Here is a 21,806-nt window from a genome sequence, read left to right on the forward strand (position 1 = left end):
CCGCCGGCGGCAGCGGGGACTTGCGGCTCTTCGGCAGCCGCAGCACCTCGAACTGGTCGGTGCCGTCGACCAGGGCGGCCGACGGGGCCGGCCGGGACGCCGGCGCGGCGGCGGCCTCCGCGCCGGCCGGCGCGGTTGCCGGCACCGGGGCCGGCTCGGCGGACGCCTCCGTCGCGGCGGCCGGCGCGTCGGCGGCCGGCGCGTCGGCGGCCGCCGGCGCGGCACCGGACCGGCGGGCCCGGCGGGAGCGGAAGCTCTCCTTGGTGTTCTCCGCCATCGTGTAGAGCGTCGGCACCAGGATCAGGGTGAGCAGCGTCGAGCTGAGCAGCCCGCCGATCACCACGATCGCCAGCGGCTTGGAGATGAAGCCGCCCTCCCCGGTGAGGCCGAACGCCATCGGCAGCAGCGCGAAGATCGTGGCGACCGCGGTCATCAGGATCGGCCGCAGCCGGCGCCGGCCGCCCTCGACCACCGCCTCCTGGACGCTCATGCCCTGGGCCCGGTACTGGTTGATCAGGTCCAGCAGCACGATCGCGTTGGTCACCACGATGCCGACCAGCATGAGCACGCCGATCAGCGCCGGCACACCCAGCGGGGTGCCGGTGGCCAGCAGCAGGCCGATCGCGCCGGTCGCCGCGAATGGGACGGAGATCAGCAGGATCAGCGCCTGGGTCAGGCTGCGGAACGTCGCCACCATGATCAGGAAGACGATCGCGATGGCCGCGAGCACGGCCAGACCCAGGTCGGCGAAGGCCTCCTCCTGGTCGGCGCTGACCCCGCCGATGGCGAAGGACGCCCCCGGCACGTCGATGGCGTCCAGCTTCTTCTGCAGCTCCTGGGTGGTGGCGCCGAGGTTGGAGCCGGTGGCCGTACCGGTGACGGAGACGCTGCGCTCGCCGTCGATCCGGGTCACCTGCTGCGGCCCCTCGGCCACGGTGACCTCGGCGATGTCGCCCAGCTTGACCGGCCCCACCGGCAGCGCGCGCAGCTCCTCGACGGAGACCGGCGGCTTGCCGGCGAACCGCAGCACCACGTCCCGCTGCCCGCCGTCGAGGGTCACCTGGCCCAGCGGCGCGCCCCGGAACGCCTGCGCCACGAGCTGGCCGACGGCGCCCTCGGTGAGCCCGGCCCGGCCGACGGCGACCCGGTCGACGGTGACGTCGACGCGCGGCACCCGGGTGGCGAGGCTGGTGGAGACGTCCTCCACGTCCGGCACCCCGGCCATGGCCGCCCGGGCCTCGTCGGCCGCCCGCGCCAGCGCCTGCGGGTCGGTGGCCTGGACGACCACCTCCAGCTGGTTGGCGGCGGCACCGCCCTGCCCGGCGCCGAAGCTGACCTCGCCCACGGTCGCGCCCAGCGCGTCGATCTCCTTACGCAGGACCTCCCGCATCTCCTTGGCGTCGGTCTCGTCGCCGAGGGCCAACGACCAGGTGGCGACGTTGTTGCCGCCGCCGGCGAACGGGTTGTCGCCGCCACCCGCGGTGACCTGGTACGTCTCGACGCCCTCGGTGCGTTCCAGCACCGCCTCGATCTGGCGGGCCGCCGCGTCGGTGCCGGCCAGCCCGGTGCCGGCCGGCAGCTCCTGCGTCATGCTCAGCGTGTCCTGGCCGGAGTCGTCGATGAAGTTGGTCTCCAGCTGGCGGGACAGGCCGAACGTGCCGAACAGTACGAGCACGCCGAGCCCGAGCGTGATCCAGCGGGTGGCCCGCTTGCGGGTCGCGAAGCCGATCACCGGCAGGTACGCCCGCTGCAACGGGCTGCGCAGCTCCTTCTCCTCGGCCGCCCGCCGCACCGCGGCGTCGTCCACCGTGCCGCCGGACGGCTTGAGGAACCAGTACGCGAGCACCGGGATGATGGTCAGCGAGACCAGCAGGGAGGCGAGCAGGGCGACGGTGACGGTGATCGCGAACGGCGCGAAGAGCTGCCCGACGAAGCCGCCCACCAGCGCGATGGGCGCGAAGACGGCGACGGTGGTGAGGGTGGACGCGGTCACCGCGCCGGCCACCTCGCGGACGGCGGCGAGGATCGCCTCGCGCTTCGGCTCGCCGTACTCCAGGTGGCGCTTGATGTTCTCCAGCACGACGATCGAGTCGTCGACCACCCGGCCGACCGCGATGGTGAGCGCGCCGAGGGTGAGCAGGTTCAGCGAGTAGTCACCGATCCAGAGCGCGATCAGGGCGACCACCACCGACAGCGGGATGGAGACCGCGGTGACCACGGTGGAGCGGATCGACAGCAGGAAGACGAGGATGACGACGACGGCCATGACGAGGCCCAGCAGGCCCTCGGTGGTCAGGCTCTCGATCGACTTCTCGACGAACGGCGCCTGGTCGAAGACCACGGTCAGCTCGGCGCCGGAAGCCTCGCGCAGCTCGGCCAGCCGGTCCCGGATCTCGTGGGAGATCTCCACCGCGTTGCCGTCCGGGGCGGCGGTGATCGCGATGCCCAGGCTGTCCTTGCCGTTGGTGCGGGTGATCGCGGTGGCCGGGGCGAGCTGCTGCTCGACGGTGGCCACGTCGCCGAGGCGGACCGGGCCCACCTTGCCCGCCGCCGGCGCGACGACGATGCCGCGCAGGTCGTCCAGCGTGGCGAGCGGGGTGCCCACCTGCACGGGGAGCGACCGGCCGCCGTCGGCCACCGCGCCGGCCGGCACCGTCACGCCGTTGGTCTTCAGCGCGGCGCCGAGCGCGGTGGGCGGGAGCTTCGCCGCCGCCAGCTTCGCCGGATTCGGGGTGACCACCACGACGTCGTTCCGGGTGCCGGTCAGGTCGACCGACCGGACCCCCTCGATCGCCTCCAACTCCGGCACGACCGCGCCGCGCAGCTTCTCGGCCAGAGCACGCGGATCGTCGCCGCCGGACGCGGCGAGCACCACGGCGGGCAGGTCGTCGGTGCTGCCGGCGATGACCTGGGGATCGACGCCCTCCGGCAGTTGCGTGTCGATCCGGTTGAGCGCGGTCTCCATCTTGTTGACCACGTCGTCGAGGTCGGTGCCGAACTCGTACTGCACCTGGACCGTCGCCGCGCCCTCACGCGAGGTCGAGGTGATCTTGTCCAGGCCCGGGATGGCCTGGAGGCTGTTCTCGATCGGCTCGGTGACCTGCGACTCGACGATCTCCGGGCCGGCGCCCGGGTAGGTCGCCACGATGAACGCGGCCGGAAACTCCAACGACGGCAGGAGTTGCTGCTTCAGCGACGGTACGGCGAACGCTCCGAACGCCGTGATCACCACCGCGATGAGGGCGACCAGCCCTCGGTTGGCGAGGCTGAATCTGGCGAGCAGCGACATCGGCGTGGCTCACTCCTGAGAAGAAGGATTGCGGAGGTTGCAGTCTCCCGCACCCGGCCCGCCGTCCCCCGGGCACCCCCGCCCCGGGTCCCGCCCACGGGACCGCTCCCAGCGGCCCCGCAAGCCGGGCACCGGACACCTTCCCGGCCCGCCCGGCGGAGACCGGACATCTTCCGGGCCGCGCCCCGGCAACCGGCCCACGCCACGGACCGCGGGCCGCCCTACGTGCCGAGCAGCGCCTGCGCCTCGATCGGATCGCCGAGGGTGGTGCCGCGACGGGGCGACCGGACGACGCGGGTCGCCGGCACGGCCACGAGCCGCTCCGGGGAGTCGCCGGCGGGCGGCGGATCAGGCCAGGTCGAGGGAGCGGGCGGCGGCCAGCGGGTCGTTGGCGATGGTGATCGGGGCCGGGGCGGTGGAGATGGCCCACTCCGGGTCCTTCAGGCCGTGGCCGGTGACCGTGCAGACCACCGTCGAGCCGGCGGGCACCCTGCCGGCGGCGGCCTGCTGGAGCAGGCCGGCCACGCTGGCCGCGCTGCCCAACTCGACGAAGACCCCGATCTCGCGGGCCAGCAGCCGGTACGCGGCCAGGATCTCCCGGTCGGTGACGGCGGCGATCAGGCCGCCCGAGGAATCCCGGGCGTCGAGGGCCCTGGTCCAGCTCGCCGGGTTGCCGATCCGGATTGCGGTGGCGATCGTTGACGGTTCGCGGACCACCTGCCCGCTGACGATCGGGGCGGCGCCGGCAGCCTGGAAGCCGTACATCCTGGGGGCGCGGGTGGCGTTGCCGTCGCGCAGCTCCTCCGAGTAGCCCATCCAGTAGGCGGAGACGTTGCCGGCGTTGCCGACCGGCAGGCAGTGGATGTCGGGCGCGTCGCCGAGCGCCTCGACGATCTCGAACGCGGCCGTCTTCTGGCCGTGCAGCCGGTCGACGTTGACGGAGTTGACCAGGGCGACCGGGTAGTCCTGGGCGAGCTTCGCGGCCAGCGCCAGGCAGTCGTCGAAGTTGCCGGAGACCTGGAGCAGCCGGGCGCCGTGCACCAGCGCCTGGGCCAGCTTGCCCAGCGCGATCTTGCCCTGCGGCACGAGCACCGCGCAGGTCAACCCGGCGCGGGCCGCGTACGCCGCCGCGGAGGCGCTGGTGTTGCCGGTGGAGGCGCAGATGATCGCCTTGTTGCCGGCCTCGACCGCCTTCGACACCGCGAGCGTCATGCCCCGGTCCTTGAACGAGCCGGTCGGGTTGGCCCCCTCCACCTTCAGGTGCACGTCGCAGCCGAGCCGGGCGGAGAGCACGGGCGCGGGCAGCAGCGGGGTGTTCCCCTCGTGCAGGGTCACGACTGGCGTGGCCTCGGTGACCGGCAGACGGTCCCGGTACGCGTCGATCAGACCCCGCCACATGTCGCTCTCCCTCGCCTCTACCGCCCCGCCGGGTACGCCTCCAGCCTGGACCAGCTTCGTCGGGTCGCCGCCGGCGCACCCGCAGTTAACCACCAGGCGAGACGCGGAGGCACCCGCCCCGCCGGCACGGCGAGCGGCCCGGCCACCCACCCACGGGGACGCGGCCCGCCGATCAGAGCCCGCGCCCGGGCTGCGGGCCGGCCGGTCAGAGCCGCGCCGCCGGCCGGTCAGAGCCGCGCCGCCGGCCGGTCAGACCCGCCGGGGCCGGTCAGGTCCCGCCGGGGCCGGTCAGGTCCCGCCGGGGCCGGTCAGGTCCCGCCGGGGCCGGTCAGCGCCCCGGCGGGATTGCGGGTCGGCCGGTCAGAGCCCGCCCTCGACCCGCAGCACGCTCGCCACGGAGCGGACGATGTCGAGCCCGCGCAGCTCCCGCACGGTGGCGGCGAGCGCCGCGTCCGGCGCCACGTGCGTGACGATGACCAGGTCGGCGTCCTCGCCGCGGCCGGCCGCGTCGCCGGCCGGGCCCTGCCGGACGGTGGCGATGGAGACGTCGTGCCGGGCGAACACGCCCGCGACCGCCTCCAGCACACCCGGCCGGTCGGCCACGTCCAGGCTGATGTGGTAGCGCGTCAGCGCCTCCCCCATCGGCCGCACCGGCAGGTCGGCGTACGCGGACTCGCTGGCCGAGCGCACCCCGGCGAGCCGGTTGCGGGCGACCGCCACCACGTCGCCGAGCACCGCGCTGGCGGTCGGCGCGCCGCCCGCGCCCCGGCCGTAGAACATCAGCGGCCCGGCCGCCTCGGCCTCGACGAAGACCGCGTTGAACGCGTCGCCGACGCTGGCCAGCGGGTGGGCCAGCGGGATCATCGCCGGGTGCACCCGCACGCTGACCGTCTCCCGGCCGCCCGCGTCGGCGCCCCGCGCGGCGATGCAGAGCAGCTTGATGGTGCACCCCATCGCCTTGGCGCTGGCCACGTCGGCGGCGGTGACCTCGGTGATGCCCTCCCGGTGCACGTCGGCCGCGCCGACCCGGGTGTGGAACGCCAGCGAGGCGAGGATCGCGGCCTTGGCGGCCGCGTCGAAGCCCTCCACGTCGGCGGTCGGGTCGGCCTCCGCGTAGCCCAGCTCGGTGGCCTCCTCCAGCGCCTCGGCGAAGCCGGCGCCGGTGGCGTCCATCGCGGAGAGGATGAAGTTGGTGGTGCCGTTGACGATGCCGGTGACCTGGTTGATCCGGTCGCCGTGCAGCGACTCGCGCAGCGGGCGCAGCAGCGGGATCGCCCCGGCGACGGACGCCTCGTAGTAGAGGTCGCCGCCGCCCTCGACCGCCGCGTCGTGCAGGGCCGCGCCGTCCTCGGCGAGCAGCGCCTTGTTGGCGGTCACGACGCTCTTGCCGGCCCGCAGCGCCTCCACGAGCCAGCCCCGCGCCGGCTCGATGCCGCCGACCACCTCGACCACCACGTCCACGTCGTCGCGCTTGATCAGGCCGAGCGCGTCGGTGGTGAACAGCGCGGGGTCGACCGGCAGGTCGCCCCGGTCACGGCCGAGACGGCGGACGGCGATGCCGGCGATCTCCAGCGGGGCGCCGATCCGGGCGGCGAGGTCGGCCGACTGCTCGTGCAGCAGCCGGACCACCTCGCTGCCGACCGTGCCGCAGCCGAGCAGCGCCAGGCGCACAGGTGACGTCATCCCACATCCAATGCCAGCAGATCCTCTTCGGTCTCCCGCCGGACGATCAGGCGCGCCTGGCCGCCCCGCACCGCGACCACGGGGGGCCGGGGCACGTGGTTGTAGTTGCTGGCCATGCTCCGGCAGTAGGCGCCGGTGCCGGGCACCGCGACAAGATCTCCGGGCTGCACGTCCGCGGGCAGGAATTCATCCTTCACCACGATGTCCCCGGACTCACAGTGCTTTCCCACCACGCGGGCGAGCATCGGCTCGGCGCCCGACGCCCGGGAGGCCAGCGTCGCCGAGTAGGACGCGTCGTAGAGCGCGGTGCGGATGTTGTCGCTCATCCCGCCGTCGACGCTGACGTACGTGCGGATCCCGTCGACGTCCTTCACCGTGCCGACCTCGTAGAGGGTGAACACGGCCGGACCGACGATCGCCCGGCCCGGCTCGATCGACAGGTGCGGCACGGCCAGCCGCTCGGCGGCGCACTCGGACTCGACGATGCGGCGCAGCCGCTTCGCCAGGTCCTGCGGGGCCGACGGGTCGTCCTGGGTCGTGTACGCGATGCCGAAGCCGCCGCCGAGGTCCAGCTCGGGCAGCTCCACCCCGCGCGCGTCGCGGATCTGCGACTGGAGGGCGAGCACCCGGCGGGCGGAGACCTCGAAGCCGCTGGCGTCGAAGATCTGCGAGCCGATGTGCGAGTGCAGGCCGCGCAGCTCCAGCACGCCCTCGTCGAGCACCCGGAACGCGGCCTCTGCCGCCGCCCCGCCCGCGAGGGAGAAGCCGAACTTCTGGTCCTCGTGCGCGGTGGCGATGAACTCGTGGGTGTGCGCCTCGACGCCGACGGTGACCCGGATCAGCACCCTCGGCCGGACGCCCCGCTCCCGGGCCAGCGCGGTGAGCCGGTCGATCTCGTCGAACGAGTCGAGGATGATCCGGCCGACCCCGGCGTCCAGCGCGCGGGTCAGCTCGCGTACGGACTTGTTGTTGCCGTGGAAGCCGATCCGCTCGGGCGGCATCCCGGCCGACAGCGCGGTGGCCAGCTCGCCGCCGGTGCACACGTCGAGGTGCAGGCCCTCCTCGGCGATCATCCGCACCACCGCGCGGCAGAGGAACGCCTTGCCCGCGTAGTAGACGTCGACGCCGTCGAACGCGTCGCGGAAGTCGCGGCAGCGCGAGCGCAGGTCGTCCTCGTCGAGGACGTACACCGGGGTGCCGAACTCGGCCGCGAGGTCGCGGACGCCGAGCCCGGCCACGGCGAGCGCGCCGTCCGCGCCGCGCGTCACGTTGCGCGGCCAGAGCGCCGGCACCAGGGCGTTGACGTCGACTGGCGTACGCAGCCACGCCGGCCCCCGACTGCCGATGTCCCCGTGCAGGGCGCCCGCCTCGTGCGCGCGCATCAGAGACCGCCGCCTCGTGGCCGCCGGACCCGCGTGCTCACTCCTCGCGCTCGCATGTCACATCCGCTCCGGGGCGGAGACGCCGAGCAGGCGCAGGCCGTTGGCGATCACGGTGCGGGTGGCGTCGTTGAGCCAGAGCCGGGCCCGGTGCAGGTCGGTGATCTCCTCGTCGCCGCGCGGCAGGATCCGGCACTCGTCGTAGAACCGGTGGTAGGCCCCGGCCAGCTCCTCCAGGTAGCGCGCCACCCGGTGCGGCCCCCGCAGCTCGGCCGCCGCGGCGACCACGGCGGGGAACTCGGCGAGCGCCTTGAGCAGCTCGTTCTCCTTCTCGTGCCCGAGCAGCTCCGGGCGGAACGCCTCGGCGTCGCCCCGGGTCAGCCCCACCTCGGCGGCGTTTCGGCCCACGCTGGCCGTCCGGGCCGCCACGTACTGCACGTAGTAGACCGGGTTGTCGCGGGTGGCCCGGGTCCACAGCTCGACGTCGATGTCGATCGGGGAGTCGCTGGAGTAGCGGGCCAGCGCGTAGCGGGAGGCGTCCACGCCGATGGCGTCGACCAGGTCCTCCAGCGTCACCACGGTGCCGGCCCGCTTGCTCATCCGCACCGGCGCCCCGTCGCGGACCAGGTTGACGAGCTGGCCGATGAGGATCTCCAGGTTGCGCTCCGGGTCGTCGCCGAAGCACGCGGACATCGCCTTCATCCGGCCGATGTAGCCGTGGTGGTCGGCGCCCAGCATGATCACGACCCGCTCGAAGCCGCGCTCGCGCTTGTCGAGGTAGTAGGCGCAGTCGGCGGCGAAGTACGTCCACTCGCCGTTGGACTTGCGCAGCACCCGGTCCTTGTCGTCGCCGAAGTCGGTGGTGCGCAGCCAGGTCGCGCCGTCGGCCTCGAACGTGTGGCCCTGCTCGCGCAGCCGGTTGAGCGCGTGGTCCAGCTCGCCCCGGTCGTGCAGGTCCTTCTCGTTGAAGTAGGTGTCGAACTCGACGCCGAAGCCCCGCAGCGAGGACTTGATCTCGGCGAACATGAGCTGCACGCCCTCGACCCGGAAGACCTCCTGGGCGGCGGCGTCGTCCAGCTCCAGCACGTCGGGCCGGGTGGCGCGCACGGCGTCGGCGATCTCGGTGATGTACGCCCCCGCGTAGCCGTCCTCGGGGGCCGGCTCGCCCCGGGCCGCGGCGAGCAGCGAGCGGGCGAACCGGTCGATCTGGGAGCCGGCGTCGTTGAAGTAGTATTCCGTGCCCACGTCGGCCCCGGTGGCGCGCAGCAGCCGGCTGAGCGCGTCGCCGACGGCCGCCCAGCGGACGCCGCCGATGTGCACCGGGCCGGTCGGGTTCGCCGAGACGAACTCCAGGTTGATCCGCTGGCCGGCGAGCCGGTCGCTGCGGCCGTACTCCTCGCCGGCCTCGACGATCGTCCGGGCGAGCTGGCCGGCGGCGGCCGCGTCGAGCCGGATGTTGAGGAAGCCCGGGCCGGCGATCTCGACCGACTTGACTCCCGGGGCCCGGCCCAGCTGCTCGGCGAGGGCGGCCGCGAGCTCGCGCGGCGGGACGCCCACCTTCTTGCTGAGCTGGAGCGCCAGCGTCGAGGCGTAGTCGCCGTGCTCGGGGTTGCGGGGTCGCTCCACCGCCGTGGAGTCCGGCAGGGCGGAACGGTCCAGGCCCCGCTCGGTGAAGACGGCGTGGGCTGCGGAGAGGACGACCTCGGCGAGTTCTGCGGGAGTCACCGATCCATGTTATCGGGGGTAGACTCGGCACCCGCGGCGGCGACCCAGAGTGTGAAACCGGCCCGCCGGATCCCCTGACCGACCGACCTGACGAGGCACGATGAGCATCAGCACACCGGGTGGCGGCCCCGAGCGGCGCCCGAACGTGGTCAGCACCGGCAAGAAGCCGGCGGCGGGCCGGCCGGCAGCAGGCGCCAAGGCCGGTTCCGGCAAGGCCGGGTCCGGCAAGCCGGCGGGTCCCCGCCCGGGCGCCGGCGGCAAGGGCCGCAAGCCCATCGCCCCGGTGAAGGTGAGCCAGGGTCGCTCGTGGGGGCCGATCGCGCTCTTCGTCGCCGTGGGCGTGCTCGCCGTGGCGATCATCGGCTACGGCTCCTGGGCGGCGTTCCAGGGCTCCAAGCCCTGGGAGGACCGGGCGGCCGCGATCGACGGCATCACCAACTTCCGCGAGAAGGACAAGAAGCTCGTCGAGGGCGGCAACCACCAGCGGGGTTCCATCACCTACTCGGTGCTCCCGCCGGTGGCCGGCCCGCACAACGACGCCTGGCAGAACTGCATGGGCGACGTCTACGACGCCCAGATCGCCAACGAGCACGCGGTGCACAGCCTGGAGCACGGCACGGTGTGGATCACCCACCGGCCCGACCTGCCCGCCGACCAGGTGGCGAAGCTCAAGGAGAAGGTGCAGGGCAAGGAGAAGCTGATGCTCAGCCCGTTCGAGGGGCTGGACAAGCCGATCTCCCTGCAGGCCTGGGGCTACCAGCTCAAGGTCGACAGCGCCGACGACGGCCGGATCGACGAGTTCATCAAGACGCTGCGGGTCAACGCCTCCGTCGAGGGCCCGAACGCGCTGTGCAGCGGCGGCATCACCGCCACCGGCACCACCCCGCGCGACGGCAACCAGATGCCGCAGGGCTGAGGAGACCGATGAGCACCCCGACCATGATCGAGACCGGCGGGCCGACCGGGTCGGCCCCGGAGGAGCGGCGGCGGCCGTCCGGGCGCCGCTGGGGCACCGTCACGCTGGCGCTCGCCGTCGTGGCCGGGCTGCTCCTCGGGTACGCCGGCGGCATGCTGACGCCCCGGCTGACCCGGCCGGGTGACGCCTCGGCCGAGGCGGGTTTCGCCCGCGACATGGCGACCCACCACGCGCAGGCGGTGGAGATGGGCATGATCGCCTTCGACCGGGGCACCGACCCCGAGGTGCGCAACATCGGCAGCGACATCGCCGCCGCCCAGCAGGGTGAGATCGGCACGATGCAGACGTGGCTGCGCTCGTGGGGGCTCGACCCCACGGGCAGCCAGCCGTCGATGTCCTGGATGTCCGACGGGGACGGGCTGATCAAGGACGGCCTCATGCCGGGCATGGCCACCCCCGAGGAGATGGCGAAGCTGCGCGCGGCCGAGGGCCGGGAGCTGGACACCCTCTTCCTGCGGATGATGATCAAGCATCACCTGGGCGGCATCCACATGATCGACGGCATCCTCGACGTCAGCGACGAGCCCGACGTCGTCAGGACGGCCCAGACCATGAAGAACACCCAGCGCAACGACCTGACCAACCTCCAGAACGCGCTGGAGCGCCTGGGCGGCTGAGCCGCCACCTCACGTCGCCCGACGGCCCGTCACAGAGGCCCGCGTCACCGCCGGTTCCCGGCCGACGCGGGCCTCTCGCGTTTCCGCGCGACGAGCGAGGCGCGGCCTCGAGCCGAGGGACTACGACCGCTTTGACCGATTGGTGGTTCACTGTGCGGTCCGACCGATTGCGACACTAAGAGAGTTTTCTCCACACATATCGTGACCAGTTGCGATTCGGGCTCGTTGCGCAGGACGTGGGGGTTGCACTGAGAGACGCACGGCGTTCGGTCACCAGCTGGTGCCGGCGCCACACCATCGGCGGTGACGGGGCGGTGGCAGCCGTCCGTCGCGGACATCGGCAGGGCGAGCCGGGAACGCTCAGCCGCGAACAGGAACTCGAACTCATCGACGTCCTGCGGGGCGTCTACCCCGACGACCTGGGCCTCGACGAGGAGCTGTGGACGCGGCAGAGCCTGCACACGCTCATCCAGAGCCGCTTCGAGACGCCCATGGACGCCGGGGCGGTCGGGGCGTACCTGCGGGCCTGGGGGTTGGGTCCGCGGGAGCCCCGGGAGCGGGCCTGCGGGCTCTGCGTCGGCGCGGTGGAACGCTGGGTGCGCAGCGAGTACCCGACCATCACCCGGGCGGCTCAGGAGCACCTCGCCGAGGTCTACTGGATCGGCCGGGTACGCCTGCGCGGCACGATGCCGGCGGCGGACGTGATCTCCGCCGTCTCGTCCCGCGGCCGGGTCCGCTTCATGATCACCACGCCGTCGGTCGACCCGCCGCTCCCCCGCGACTTCGTGCTGCGGCTCAGCGGCGAGGAGCAGCGGACGGTGCACCTGATCGTCGACGGATCCTGGCCCCGCAACGAGTGGCCCCGCCGCCTGCCGCGCCGCATCGTGCTGCACCCGCTGCCCAGCTGCGGCCGCGCCGTCGCCGCCTGACGCTGCGGACGCAGGGGCGGGGTCCCCAACCTGGCCCGCTCACCGCCGCGCCGTCGCCGCCTGACGCTGCGGACGCAGGGACGTGATCGCCCAGCCTGGCCTGCTGACCGCCGCACAGCCCCGCCGCCGGCGCCGGTGACCGCGTTGGGCCCGGCGCGGGCACGGCGCCAACGCCGCGCGCGCGGCCCCGCACCCGCGTGCCGGCCAGTTCCCCGACGGTCGGCGGCATCCGACGGGTGGAACGTCATGGGTGTGTCCGGGGCCGGGAGACACCCGTGAGGTTCCACTCGCGCCGCCCGAGGCCCCGGCCGGCCACGACGAGCGGCATCCGGCGCAGCTCGGGCAGCGGTACGCCGACACGAGGGCGGGCACCGGATACCGATTCGGCATTCCGTGGCGGCGTTTGCTAGTCTTCTCCAGTCGCTGAGCCCCCGTAGCTCAGGGGATAGAGCACCGCCCTCCGGAGGCGGGGGCGCAGGTTCGAATCCTGCCGGGGGCACCAGAAAGTTGATCAGCAACAAAGCCCCTGACCAGGCAACATCCGGTCAGGGGCTTTCATCATGCGCCCGGCCGTCGGTGGCCGGTGGCGGGCGCCCGTGCCGAATGCGGGCCCAATTCCGCTGTCGGTCCAATCCCCGCCGACGTGCGGGTCAGCGGTCGTCGCCGCTGCCGCTCAGCACGCCACGTACCTGGCGGCTGGCCAGTTTGGCCAGGTTGGCCCTCGCGATGTCGTCCAGCGACAGGTCGAGGTAGTCGGCCAGCACCGCCACGTACCAGAGCACGTCACCGAGTTCCTTGGCGATGTCGGCCCGGTCGATCCGCGACTCGTCGCTGTCCAGGTCACGGACCCACTTCTTGAACTTCTCGGCGATCTCACCCGACTCGCCGACCAGCCCGAGCACCAGGTGGAGCAGCTCATTCCTCTTGTCACGTGGGGCGGCGGTACGGAGGGCACCACGCTGATACTCGTCCAGTTCCATGGCGGACCAGTATGACCGAGACCCCTCCCCACATGCGCCCACCTGCGGGGCCGTGGGACACCTGTGCCGAAGTTGACCGCTCTCGTGACCGTTGCCGACCGTCGGATCCCGTCAGTGCGGGCTCGACGCGAGGACCAGCACGGCGCGGGGCGCGTACGCCGGCGGCGCGGGGCGCGTACGCCAGTCGGCCGGCACCGGGAGCGTACGTCAGCCGGCGGCGCGGCGGGCGCGGGCCCGGCGCTTGCCCTCGTGCATGGCCTGCACCCGGGCGATGGGGATGGTGTGCCCCTCCGCGACCAGGTCCGCCGGGAGGCGCTGCGGCTCGGGCATCCGCTCGGCCCACGGGTCACGGTCGGCGACCAGCGCCGGCACGGTGCGGATCGTGAAGTCCGCCGGGGCGACCTCGCCCAGGTCGGCCCAGTCGACGGGGAAGGAGACCGGCACGCCCGGCCGCAGCCGGGGGCTGTAGGCGGCCACCACGGTCGCCCCGCCGGCGCGGGTCGAGTCCACGAACACCTTGCCGCCCCGGTCTTCGCGGATGAAGGCGGTGGTGGCCAGCGCCGGGTCCAGCCGTTCGGCGCGGGCCGCGACCGCGCGGGTGGCGGCGGCCATGTCCTCCACGGCGGCGCCCGCCGCCACCGGCACGAAGACGTGTACGCCCTTCGCCCCGCTGGTCTTGACCGCGCCGGTGAGCCCCGCGTCGGCCAGCGCCTGCCGGACGAGCAGGGCGGCGGCGACCGCCAGCCCGAACGAGTCCCCCTCGGGCGGGTCGAGGTCGAGCACCAGGTGGGTGGGGCGGTGCAGGTCCTCGACCGTGGCGAGGGTGGGGTGGTATTCCACCGCCCGCTGGTTGGCGAACCAGAGCAGGGTGCGCCGGTCGTCACAGAGCGCGTACGAGACCTCGCGGTGGGACGCCTCGGCCCAGACCGAGGTGCGGCGCACCCAGTCCGGGGTGTACTTCGGCAGGTTCTTCTGCATGAACGGGGGCTGGCCGGGCCGGACCCGGATCACCGAGAGCGGCCGGCCGCGCAACGCCGGCAGGATCCGCCCGTGCACGGCGTCGAGGTAGTCGACCAGGTCCCGCTTGGTCGCGTCGTCGCCGTCGGACAGCGGCTGGTCGAGGTTGGTCAGCGACACCCCGTCGCGGGTCTCGTCAGCGCGACTCATCCGACCACCTTCGCGGCCCGGCGGCCGGCGGTCAACCGGACGCGGCGGACCGATCCCCGACGAACGGGTCGCCACCGGCGCGTACGACGCCGAGCAGCCGGTCCGTGTGCACGCGGGCGGCGCCGTACAGGCCCCCGCCGTAGCTGACCCGGGCCACCCCGAGCGCGGTCAGCTCCGGCACCGTCGGCGCGCCGGGGCGGGCGAGCGCGTTCACCGGCCCCGGCACGGCCCGCACCAGGGCGGAGAGCGCCGCCGGATCGGCGAGCAGGATCGGATAGACGCAGTCCGCGCCGGCGGCCAGGTAGCGGGTCGCCCGGCGGACCGCCTCGGACAGCCGCGCGGCCGGATCGCCGTCGGGCCGGAGGAAGACGTCGATCCGGGCGTTGAGCACCACCGGGACCCCCGCCGCCCCGGCCGCCGCCCGGACCCCGGCCAGCAGGTCGGCCTGCGCCCCGACGTCGACCAATTCGCCCGTACGCGGATCGGAGTCCTCCAGGTTCAGGCCCACCGCCCCGGCGCCGAGCAGCCGCTCGACCAGCTCGGCGGGGCCCAGCCCGTACCCCCGCTCCAGGTCGGCGGTGACCGGGACGGCGACCGCGCGGGCGACGCGGGCCACCGCGGCGAACATCTCCCCCGGCGGGGTGGCCTCGCCGTCGGCGTGGCCCAGCGAGTCGGCGACGGCGCTGCTGCTGGTGGCGACCGCCGGGAAGCCGGCCGCGGCGACGCGGCGGGCGGAGCTGGCGTCCCAGGCGTTGGGCAGCACCAGCGGGTCACCGGGCCGGTGCAGCGCGCGCAGCGCCTCCGCCCGGGCTGCGAGCATGTCGGTCATGCGCCGATTCTCGGTCGGTCGCGGCACGCCTCTAAGCTCCAATCCCGTGCCGATGGACTGGGCCGCTTTCGGCGTCGACCTGCACCTGGAGCTGGACGCGTCGATCGGCCGCCGGGCCGGACTGGAGCGGGCGCTGCGCGACGCCATCCGCGACGGGCGGCTGGCCCCGTCGACCCGGCTGCCCGCCACCCGGGCGCTCGCCGCGCAGCTCGGCCTCTCCAGGGGCACGGTCAGCGCCGCGTACGACCAACTGGTCGCCGAGGGCTGGCTGGTGGCCCGGGTCGGCTCCGGCACCGAGGTGAGCCCCCTGCGCCGCACCGCGCCGGCGCCGGCCACCCCGCCGCCCGGCCCGACCGCGCCCCGGTACGACCTGCGCCCCGGCAGCCCCGACCTGGGCACCTTCCCGGTCACCGCCTGGCTGCGCGCGACCCGCCGGGCGCTGGCCGCCGCCCCGCCGGCCGCCTACGGCTACGGCGACCCACGCGGGCGCATCGAGCTGCGCGCCGCGCTCGCCGACTACCTGGGCCGCGCCCGGGGCGTACTGGCCGACCCCGACCGGATCATCGTCGCCACCGGGTACGTCCAGGCGCTCGTGCTGCTGGTGAGCGTGCTGCGGGACGAGGGCCGGCCGGTGCTCGCGATGGAGGACCCGGGGCTGGCGTTCCACCGGGAGGTGGCCCGCCGGCAGGGCGGCACGGTGCTGCCGCTGCCCGTGGACGCCCACGGCGCCCGGACCGACCTGCTCGGCAGGGGCGCGCTCGCCGACGTGGCCGCCGCGGTGCTGACGCCGGCACACCAGTACCCGACCGGGGTGACCCTGGCGCCCGAGCGCCGCCGCGCGCTGACCCGCTGGGCCCGGGACCGGGACGCGCTGGTGGTCGAGGACGACTACGACGGCGAGTTCCGCTACGACCGGCAGCCCGTCGGCGCGGTCCAGGGCACCGCGCCCGAGCAGGTCGCCTACGTCGGTACCGCCGCCAAGACCCTCGGCCCCGCGCTGCGCCTGGCCTGGCTGGTGCTGCCCGCCCGCCTGGTCGAGCCGGTGGTGGCGGCGAAGCGCCACCTGGACCTGCACTCGGAGACGATCGGGCAGCTCGCGCTCGCCGACCTGATCGTCACCCACGGCTACGACCGCCAGGTTCGCGCGGTCCGCCGGCACTACCGCCGCCGGCGGGACCTGCTGCTGGACCGGCTGGACGCGGCCGGCGGCCGGTACGTCAGGGGCGGCGGCCGGTACGTCGTGGGCGGCGTCGCGGCCGGCCTGCACGCCCTGGTCGAGCTGCCGCCCGCCGGGCCGACCGAGGCGGAGGTGCTGGCCGAAGCCGCGCGCCAGGGGCTGGCCGTGGGCTCACTCGACCGGCTCCGGCACGCCCCCGGCTCAGGGCCGCAGGGCCTGGTCGTCGGCTACGCCACCCCGCCCTCACACGCCTACCCAGCCGCCCTCGACGCACTGACCCGCGCCCTCCACCCAAAACCTTCCTAACCCACCTCCCCCGCCCCCTCTGCCGCCCCGCCCCCGCCGCCCCCGCCCCCCCCCACTGCCCGTCGATCTTGCACTTTCTGCCCCTAGGAATCGGTATAAACCGCTCATATCGGGGGCCAAAAGTGCAAGATCGCGGGCGACGACGGGTGTGGCGCGGGCGGCGGGGGCGAGGCAGGGAGGCGAGGGAGGTGCGGCGGGCGGGCTAATGCGCGTCGGTGAGGTAGCCGGAGGCCGGTGCGTGCTCGGGAGGGACGGCGGGCAGCTCGGCGGTCGGTGCGTCCGTGGGTCGCTTGGCGGCGGCCCGCTCCGGGGCCGGTGCCGCGGTCGGGGCGGCCGTGATCCGGCCAGCGGACGGCTCGGCGCCCACGGCACGGTCGGCGGGCGGCTCGGCGGGCAGGGACGCCGTTGCCCCGTCGGCGGGCGGGGGGACCGGTGCCGGGCGGCGGCGCAGGGCGACCAGGGCGATCACCAGCGCCGCCGCGACGAGGCCGGCGGCCACGGTGAACGCGGTCCGATAGCCGGCGGCGAGCGCGTCGGTGTCCTGCCAGCCGGCGTCCCGCAGGCCGTCGGCGCGGCCGGCGGCCAGGGTGGCGAGCATGGCCAGCCCCAGCGCGCCGCCGACCTGCTGGGTGGTGTTGACCAGCCCGGAGGCGAGCCCGGCGTCGGCCGGATCGGCGCCGGCCATGGCCAGGGTGGTGACCGCCGGCAGGGCGAGCCCGCCGGCGACGCCGAAGAGGAGCATCGACGGGAGCACGTCGGGCAGGTAGCCGCCGTCGACCGGGAGCCGGGCGAGCAGCAGGAACGCGACCACGGCCAGCACGAGCCCGGTCGCCAGCACCGCCCGGGCACCGTGCCGGCCGATCAGCCGCCCGGCGAGGCCGAGCGAGATCACCGCGATCGTCACCGGCGTGGGCAGGAAGGCCAGCCCGGTGGCCGTCGGGCCGAGGTCCAGCACCAACTGGAGTTCGAGGGCGAGCAGGAACTGGAAGCCGAAGAACGCGGCGACCATGAGAAACTGCACGACGTTGGCGGCGACCAGGTCGGGGGTACGCAGCAACCGCGGCGGCAGCAGCGGGATCGAGGCCGACCGCTGCCGCAGCGCGAACGCCGCGAGCAGGGCCGCCGCGAGGCCCGCCGCGGCAAGCGTACGGGCCGAGGTCCAGCCGTGCTCCTCGGTGCCGACGATCGCCAGTACGGCCAGCATCAGCCCCCCGGTGACCAGCGTCGCGCCGAGCAGGTCGAGACCGGCGCGCAGCCCGACCCCGCGGTCGGCGTCGAGCAGGCGTACGGCGGCGAGCAGGATCACCAGCCCGATCGGCAGGTTGACCGCGAAGATGGCGGGCCAGCCGGCGAGGTCGGTGAGCACGCCCCCGGCCAGCATGCCGATCGACGCCCCGGCCGCTCCGGTGAAGCTGAAGACGGCGATGGCGCGGGCCCGCTCGGCCGGCTCCGGGAAGAGCCGGACGATCATGCCGAGGCTGACGGCCATGGTGAGCGCCCCGCCGGTGCCCTGGAGGAAGCGGGCCACGACCAGCGTGTCGGGGCTCGCCGCGACCGCGCAGAGCAGTGAGGCCAGGGTGAACGACGCGACGCCGGCCAGGAAGACCGCGCGGCGGCCGAGCAGGTCGCCGAGGCGCCCGGCGAGCAGCAGCAGCCCGCCGAAGGCGACCAGGTAGGCGTTGACCACCCAGGCCAGGCCGGTCGCGGTGAAGCCGAGGTCCCGCTGGATGGCGGGCAGCGCCACCGCGACGATGCTGCCGTCCAGGATGATCATCAGACTGCCGGCGCAGAGCACGAGCAGGGCCGGCCAGCGGGAGTCGGCGGTACGGGTGGGCATCGAAGGCCTCCTAGGTGCACGGTTTGTTACCGACGCCATCTTCTGTGACCATGGAGCGGAGCGTAAGGAGGCACTTTCATGTCCCAGAGGAACAGCGATGTGTCCGTGGACCCGACGCAGGCGTGCGTGACCGGCGACCTGCCCTTCACCCCGGGCCAGGCCAAGGCGTGCACGGTCCGCGAGGTGCTCGACCGGGTGGGCGGCAAGTGGAGCATCGGCATCCTGGTCGCCGCCTCCCAGGGGCCGGTCCGCTTCACCGAGCTGGAGCGCCACGTGGAGGGGATCAGCCGCCGGATGCTCACCCTGACCCTGCGCAACCTGGAGCGCGACGGCCTGCTCAGCCGGACGGTCTACCCGACCGTGCCGCCGAAGGTCGAGTACACCGCCACCCCCATCGCGCTCGAGCTCTACGACTCGCTGGTCGCCCTGACGAGCTGGGCCGAGCGGCACCGCAACGCAATCGCCGAGGCGCGGACCGCGTACGACCGGGAGCACGGCGGGGCCGCGTAGGCAGCCGGGGGGCCCGCCCGGTGCCGGCTGTGGGAAACGCCACGATCTGACCGATCGGTCAGCACCTGACCGATCGGTCAGGCATGCTGGTTCGGGAGGTGGACCGGCATGGCGCGGGCGGTACCGGAGACGCACGACGAGATCCTGACGGCGGCGGCACGCCGCTTCGGGGTCACCGGCTACCGGGGCACGTCGCTCCAGGACATCGCCCGCGAGGTGGGCTGCTCCAAGGCGGCGGTGCTCTACCACTTCGCCAACAAGGAGGCCATCCTCACCGAGTTGATGGCCCCCGCCATCGACGTCCTCCGGGCGCTCGACGAGCGGATCGCCGCACACCGCGGCGCGGCCGCCCAGCGGGTCGCCGCCGAGGGCTTCGTCGACCTCGCGGTCCGCTTCCGGCGCGAGATCGCCCTGCTCCGGGGCGAGTTCCCGGAGCTGCTCCAGCAGCCCGCCTTCGCGCACATCCAGCGGATCTCCGAGCGGCTGATCGAGGCGCTCGCCGGGCACCCGGAGCGCCCCGCCGCGCGGATCGCGGCGCTGGTGGTGCTCGCCGGCGTCTCCGAGACCTGCGGCGAGTTCGTCGACATACCCGACGAGGAACTGCGCCGCGCGCTGCTGGCACTCGTACGACGGGCGCTGGAGCCCGTCGACTGACTCGTTCCCAACCATCCACTAGGCGAGGACAAGGAACTCATGGCCACCCTGCTATACCGGCTCGGCCGGGGCTCGATGCGCCGGCGGCGACTCGTCGCGGCGATCTGGCTCGTCGTACTCGTCGGTCTCGGCCTCGCGGCCGCGGGCCTGCGCGGCCCGATGGGCGACAACTTCACCATGCCGGGCACGGAGTCGCAGCGCGCCCTGGACCTGCTCGCCGAGCAGTTCCCGGCGGCCAGCGGCGCGACCGGCACGATCGCGGTCAAGGCGCCGGCCGACGGCGCGCTCGGCAGTCCGCAGGGGCAGGCCGTGGTCAAGGAACTCGCCCAGGAGGCCGCGACGCTGCCCGGCGTCGTCGGCGCCGTCGACCCGTTCCAGGTGGGCGCGGTCAGCCCGGACGGCCGGTACGCGCTGGTCCAGGTCCAGTTCGCCACCGGCGCCGACGAGGTGACCGACGCCCAGCGCGACGCGTACGAGCAGGTCGGCGCGCGGGCCGAGGCCCAGGGCTGGCAGGTCGCGCCCGGCGGCGAGGTGCTCAGCGCCGTACCGGAGGTCGGCTCGACCGAGGCGATCGGTGTCGCGATCGCGGCGATCGTCCTGGTGGTCACCTTCGGCTCGCTGGTGGCGGCCGGGATGACCATGCTCAACGCCCTGATCGGCGTGGGCGTCGGCATGGCGGGGCTCTTCGCGCTCAGCAGCGTCGTCGACCTGACCAGCACCGCGCCGATCCTCGCCCTGATGCTCGGCCTCGCGGTCGGCATCGACTACTCGCTGTTCATCACCTCCCGCTACCGGCAGAACCTGCTGGAGGGGCTGCCGCCGGACGAGGCGGTGGGCCGCGCCGTGGGCACCGCCGGGTCGGCGGTGGTCTTCGCCGGCGCCACCGTGGTCATCGCGCTGGCCGGCCTGGCCGTGGTGAACATCCCGTTCCTGACCGTGATGGGTCTGGCCGCCGCCGCCACGGTCACCGTCGCGGTGCTGGTCGCGATCACCCTCCAGCCCGCCCTGCTCGGCTTCGCCGGCCGCCGGGTGCTCCCCCGCAAGCTGCGCTCGGCGCTGCCGACGGCCGACGGCACCGGCGACGCGGACCGGACGGACGCCCCCGCCGTGGCGGCCGCCGAGGACCGGTCGGGCTTCGGATTCCGCTGGGCCCACGCCGTCACCCGGTTCCGGGTGCCGGTGATCCTGGTCGGGCTGCTCGGGCTGGGCCTGCTCGCGCTGCCCACGCCGGACATGCGGCTGGCGCTGCCCGACGCGGGCACCGCGGCCGTCGGGTCGCCCGCCCGGACGTCGAACGACCTGATCACCGAGGGCTTCGGGCCGGGCTTCACCGGCCGGCTCGCGGTGGTGGTCGCCGGGGACACCCCGCAGGCGACGTCGGCCGCGATCCCGCAGGTCACCGCGCTGATCCAGCGCACCGACAACGTCCTCGCGGTGGCCCCGCCGCAGCTCAGCCCGGACGGTCGCACCGCGCTGCTCGGCGTGGTGCCGAAGACGGGCCCGACCGACGAGGCCACCGAGACCCTGGTCAACGACGTGCGGGGCGCGGTCGGCGAGTTCCGTGACGTGGACGTGCTGCTGACGGGCGCGACGGCCATCGGCATCGACGTCTCCGAGAAGCTCTCCGACGCCCTGCCGGTCTACCTGCTCCTGGTGGTCGGGCTCTCGGTGCTGCTGCTGATGCTCGTCTTCCGCTCGCTGCTGGTGCCGGTCAAGGCCGCGCTGGGCTTCCTGCTCACGGTCGCCGCCACGTTCGGCATCACCGTGGCGGTGTTCCAGCAGGGCCACCTCGCCGACCTGGTCGGCCTGGACACGCCCGGCCCGCTGGTCAGCTTCCTGCCGATCCTGCTCATCGGCATCCTGTTCGGGCTGGCGATGGACTACGAGGTGTTCCTCGTCTCCCGGATGCGGGAGGACTTCGTGCACGGCGACACCGCACAGCAGGCGACCGTCAACGGCATGGGCCACGGGGCCCGGGTGGTGACGGCCGCCGCGCTGATCATGATCTCCGTCTTCGGCGGCTTCGTGTTCCTCGACGACCCGGTGATCAAGTCCATGGGCTTCGCGCTCGCGATCGGGGTCGCCATCGACGCGTTCGTGGTGCGGATGACCATCGTGCCGGCGGTGATGTCGCTGCTCGGCCGGAGCGCCTGGTGGCTGCCGCGCTGGCTGGACAAGGTCCTGCCCAACGTGGACATCGAGGGCGAGGGCCTGCGCGCCCACCTCGACGACAAGGCCCCCGTGGCTCCGCGCGCCTGAGCCGACCGGCCCGCCCGGCGTCGACAGGAAGCCGGGCGGGGCGTCGGGCGTCGACAGTACGCCGGGCGGGCCGTCGGGCCCGCCCGCCGGG

At 74.3% G+C, this 21,806-nt stretch carries 16 protein-coding genes and 1 tRNA gene; 8 read left to right on the top strand and 9 right to left on the bottom strand.

Annotated elements, in window-relative coordinates; all coding sequences use genetic code 11:
• The 5 genes from ACWENR_RS20525 to argS form a co-directional block, all read right to left on the bottom strand.
• The coding region (locus ACWENR_RS20525; RefSeq protein WP_452278580.1) for an efflux RND transporter permease subunit at window positions 1-3,289 on the bottom strand (3,289 nt) is incomplete at its 3' end.
• A 348-nt stretch (window positions 3,290-3,637) separates the two neighbouring features.
• Entirely contained in the window at window positions 3,638-4,687 is a 1,050-nt protein-coding gene (thrC, locus tag ACWENR_RS20530) for a threonine synthase (protein WP_452278581.1), read from the bottom strand.
• 360 nt (window positions 4,688-5,047) lie between these two features.
• Complete coding sequence (locus tag ACWENR_RS20535; RefSeq protein WP_452278594.1) at window positions 5,048-6,358, bottom strand: homoserine dehydrogenase; 1,311 nt, start codon at window positions 6,356-6,358, stop codon at window positions 5,048-5,050.
• An 8-nt stretch (window positions 6,359-6,366) separates the two neighbouring features.
• A complete protein-coding gene (gene lysA, locus ACWENR_RS20540) occupies window positions 6,367-7,752 on the bottom strand; it encodes a diaminopimelate decarboxylase (protein WP_452278582.1) in 1,386 nt (461 codons plus the stop codon).
• Between the two features lie 57 nt (window positions 7,753-7,809).
• A complete protein-coding gene (gene argS / locus ACWENR_RS20545) occupies window positions 7,810-9,474 on the bottom strand; it encodes an arginine--tRNA ligase (protein WP_452278583.1) in 1,665 nt (554 codons plus the stop codon).
• A gap of 100 nt (window positions 9,475-9,574) precedes the next feature.
• Here argS and ACWENR_RS20550 point away from each other — a divergent pair, with 100 nt between their 5' ends.
• The 4 genes from ACWENR_RS20550 to ACWENR_RS20565 all read left to right on the top strand — a co-directional run bounded on the left by ACWENR_RS20550 (window position 9,575) and on the right by ACWENR_RS20565 (window position 12,498).
• Window positions 9,575-10,390, top strand: a complete 816-nt coding sequence (locus ACWENR_RS20550) for a DUF3105 domain-containing protein (RefSeq protein ID WP_452278584.1) — start codon at window positions 9,575-9,577, stop codon at window positions 10,388-10,390.
• Window positions 10,391-10,398: 8 nt separating this feature from the next.
• Window positions 10,399-11,067: a DUF305 domain-containing protein gene (locus ACWENR_RS20555; RefSeq protein ID WP_452278585.1), complete on the top strand. Its 669-nt coding sequence runs from the start codon at window positions 10,399-10,401 to the stop codon at window positions 11,065-11,067.
• 236 nt (window positions 11,068-11,303) lie between these two features.
• Entirely contained in the window at window positions 11,304-11,996 is a 693-nt protein-coding gene (locus tag ACWENR_RS20560) for a winged helix-turn-helix domain-containing protein (protein WP_452278595.1), read from the top strand.
• A gap of 427 nt (window positions 11,997-12,423) precedes the next feature.
• Window positions 12,424-12,498, top strand: a tRNA-Arg gene (locus ACWENR_RS20565).
• A 148-nt stretch (window positions 12,499-12,646) separates the two neighbouring features.
• Here the strand turns inward: ACWENR_RS20565 and ACWENR_RS20570 are convergent.
• The 3 genes from ACWENR_RS20570 to ACWENR_RS20580 all read right to left on the bottom strand — a co-directional run bounded on the left by ACWENR_RS20570 (window position 12,647) and on the right by ACWENR_RS20580 (window position 14,972).
• On the bottom strand, window positions 12,647-12,976 hold the full coding sequence (locus ACWENR_RS20570) for a nucleoside triphosphate pyrophosphohydrolase family protein (protein WP_452278586.1): 330 nt from the start codon (window positions 12,974-12,976) through the stop codon (window positions 12,647-12,649).
• A gap of 207 nt (window positions 12,977-13,183) precedes the next feature.
• A complete protein-coding gene (locus ACWENR_RS20575; protein WP_452278587.1) occupies window positions 13,184-14,143 on the bottom strand; it encodes a DNA polymerase domain-containing protein in 960 nt (319 codons plus the stop codon).
• A gap of 31 nt (window positions 14,144-14,174) precedes the next feature.
• Window positions 14,175-14,972 (bottom strand): isocitrate lyase/PEP mutase family protein, encoded by a 798-nt coding sequence (locus ACWENR_RS20580; protein ID WP_452278588.1) that lies wholly within the window; start codon window positions 14,970-14,972, stop codon window positions 14,175-14,177.
• A 52-nt stretch (window positions 14,973-15,024) separates the two neighbouring features.
• Between ACWENR_RS20580 and pdxR the strand changes: the two genes are divergently transcribed.
• Complete coding sequence (gene pdxR / locus ACWENR_RS20585) at window positions 15,025-16,455, top strand: MocR-like pyridoxine biosynthesis transcription factor PdxR (RefSeq protein ID WP_452278589.1); 1,431 nt, start codon at window positions 15,025-15,027, stop codon at window positions 16,453-16,455.
• Window positions 16,456-16,657: 202 nt separating this feature from the next.
• On the opposite strand, the gene ACWENR_RS20590 is transcribed toward pdxR, so the two are convergent.
• Window positions 16,658-18,292 (bottom strand): MFS transporter, encoded by a 1,635-nt coding sequence (locus ACWENR_RS20590; RefSeq protein WP_452278590.1) that lies wholly within the window; start codon window positions 18,290-18,292, stop codon window positions 16,658-16,660.
• A 78-nt stretch (window positions 18,293-18,370) separates the two neighbouring features.
• On the opposite strand from ACWENR_RS20590, the gene ACWENR_RS20595 reads away from it, so the two are divergent.
• From ACWENR_RS20595 to ACWENR_RS20605, 3 genes are all read left to right on the top strand, one after another.
• The gene (locus tag ACWENR_RS20595; protein WP_452278591.1) at window positions 18,371-18,802 is read left to right on the top strand and encodes a winged helix-turn-helix transcriptional regulator; all 432 of its coding nucleotides are present in this window, start codon (window positions 18,371-18,373) and stop codon (window positions 18,800-18,802) included.
• A 108-nt stretch (window positions 18,803-18,910) separates the two neighbouring features.
• On the top strand, window positions 18,911-19,456 hold the full coding sequence (locus ACWENR_RS20600; protein WP_452278592.1) for a TetR/AcrR family transcriptional regulator: 546 nt from the start codon (window positions 18,911-18,913) through the stop codon (window positions 19,454-19,456).
• Window positions 19,457-19,495: 39 nt separating this feature from the next.
• Window positions 19,496-21,715, top strand: a complete 2,220-nt coding sequence (locus ACWENR_RS20605) for an MMPL family transporter (RefSeq protein WP_452278593.1) — start codon at window positions 19,496-19,498, stop codon at window positions 21,713-21,715.
• The last annotated feature ends 91 nt before the right edge of the window (window positions 21,716-21,806 follow it).

The sequence above is a fragment of the Micromonospora sp. NPDC004336 genome (assembly GCF_053602615.1).

Bases quoted from the DNA above. Each gene is read 5' to 3' on its own strand.
- ACWENR_RS20605 (WP_452278593.1), top strand. From the start codon at position 19,496: ATGGCCACCCTGCTATACCGGCTCGGCCGGGGCTCGATGCGCCGGCGG.
- thrC (WP_452278581.1), bottom strand. From the start codon at position 4,687: ATGTGGCGGGGTCTGATCGACGCGTACCGGGACCGTCTGCCGGTCACC.
- ACWENR_RS20550 (WP_452278584.1), top strand. From the start codon at position 9,575: ATGAGCATCAGCACACCGGGTGGCGGCCCCGAGCGGCGCCCGAACGTG.
- ACWENR_RS20580 (WP_452278588.1), bottom strand. From the start codon at position 14,972: ATGACCGACATGCTCGCAGCCCGGGCGGAGGCGCTGCGCGCGCTGCAC.
- ACWENR_RS20590 (WP_452278590.1), bottom strand. From the start codon at position 18,292: ATGCCCACCCGTACCGCCGACTCCCGCTGGCCGGCCCTGCTCGTGCTC.
- pdxR (WP_452278589.1), top strand. From the start codon at position 15,025: ATGGACTGGGCCGCTTTCGGCGTCGACCTGCACCTGGAGCTGGACGCG.
- ACWENR_RS20570 (WP_452278586.1), bottom strand. From the start codon at position 12,976: ATGGAACTGGACGAGTATCAGCGTGGTGCCCTCCGTACCGCCGCCCCA.
- ACWENR_RS20555 (WP_452278585.1), top strand. From the start codon at position 10,399: ATGAGCACCCCGACCATGATCGAGACCGGCGGGCCGACCGGGTCGGCC.
- ACWENR_RS20575 (WP_452278587.1), bottom strand. From the start codon at position 14,143: ATGAGTCGCGCTGACGAGACCCGCGACGGGGTGTCGCTGACCAACCTC.
- ACWENR_RS20595 (WP_452278591.1), top strand. From the start codon at position 18,371: ATGTCCCAGAGGAACAGCGATGTGTCCGTGGACCCGACGCAGGCGTGC.
- ACWENR_RS20600 (WP_452278592.1), top strand. From the start codon at position 18,911: ATGGCGCGGGCGGTACCGGAGACGCACGACGAGATCCTGACGGCGGCG.
- lysA (WP_452278582.1), bottom strand. From the start codon at position 7,752: ATGCGCGCGCACGAGGCGGGCGCCCTGCACGGGGACATCGGCAGTCGG.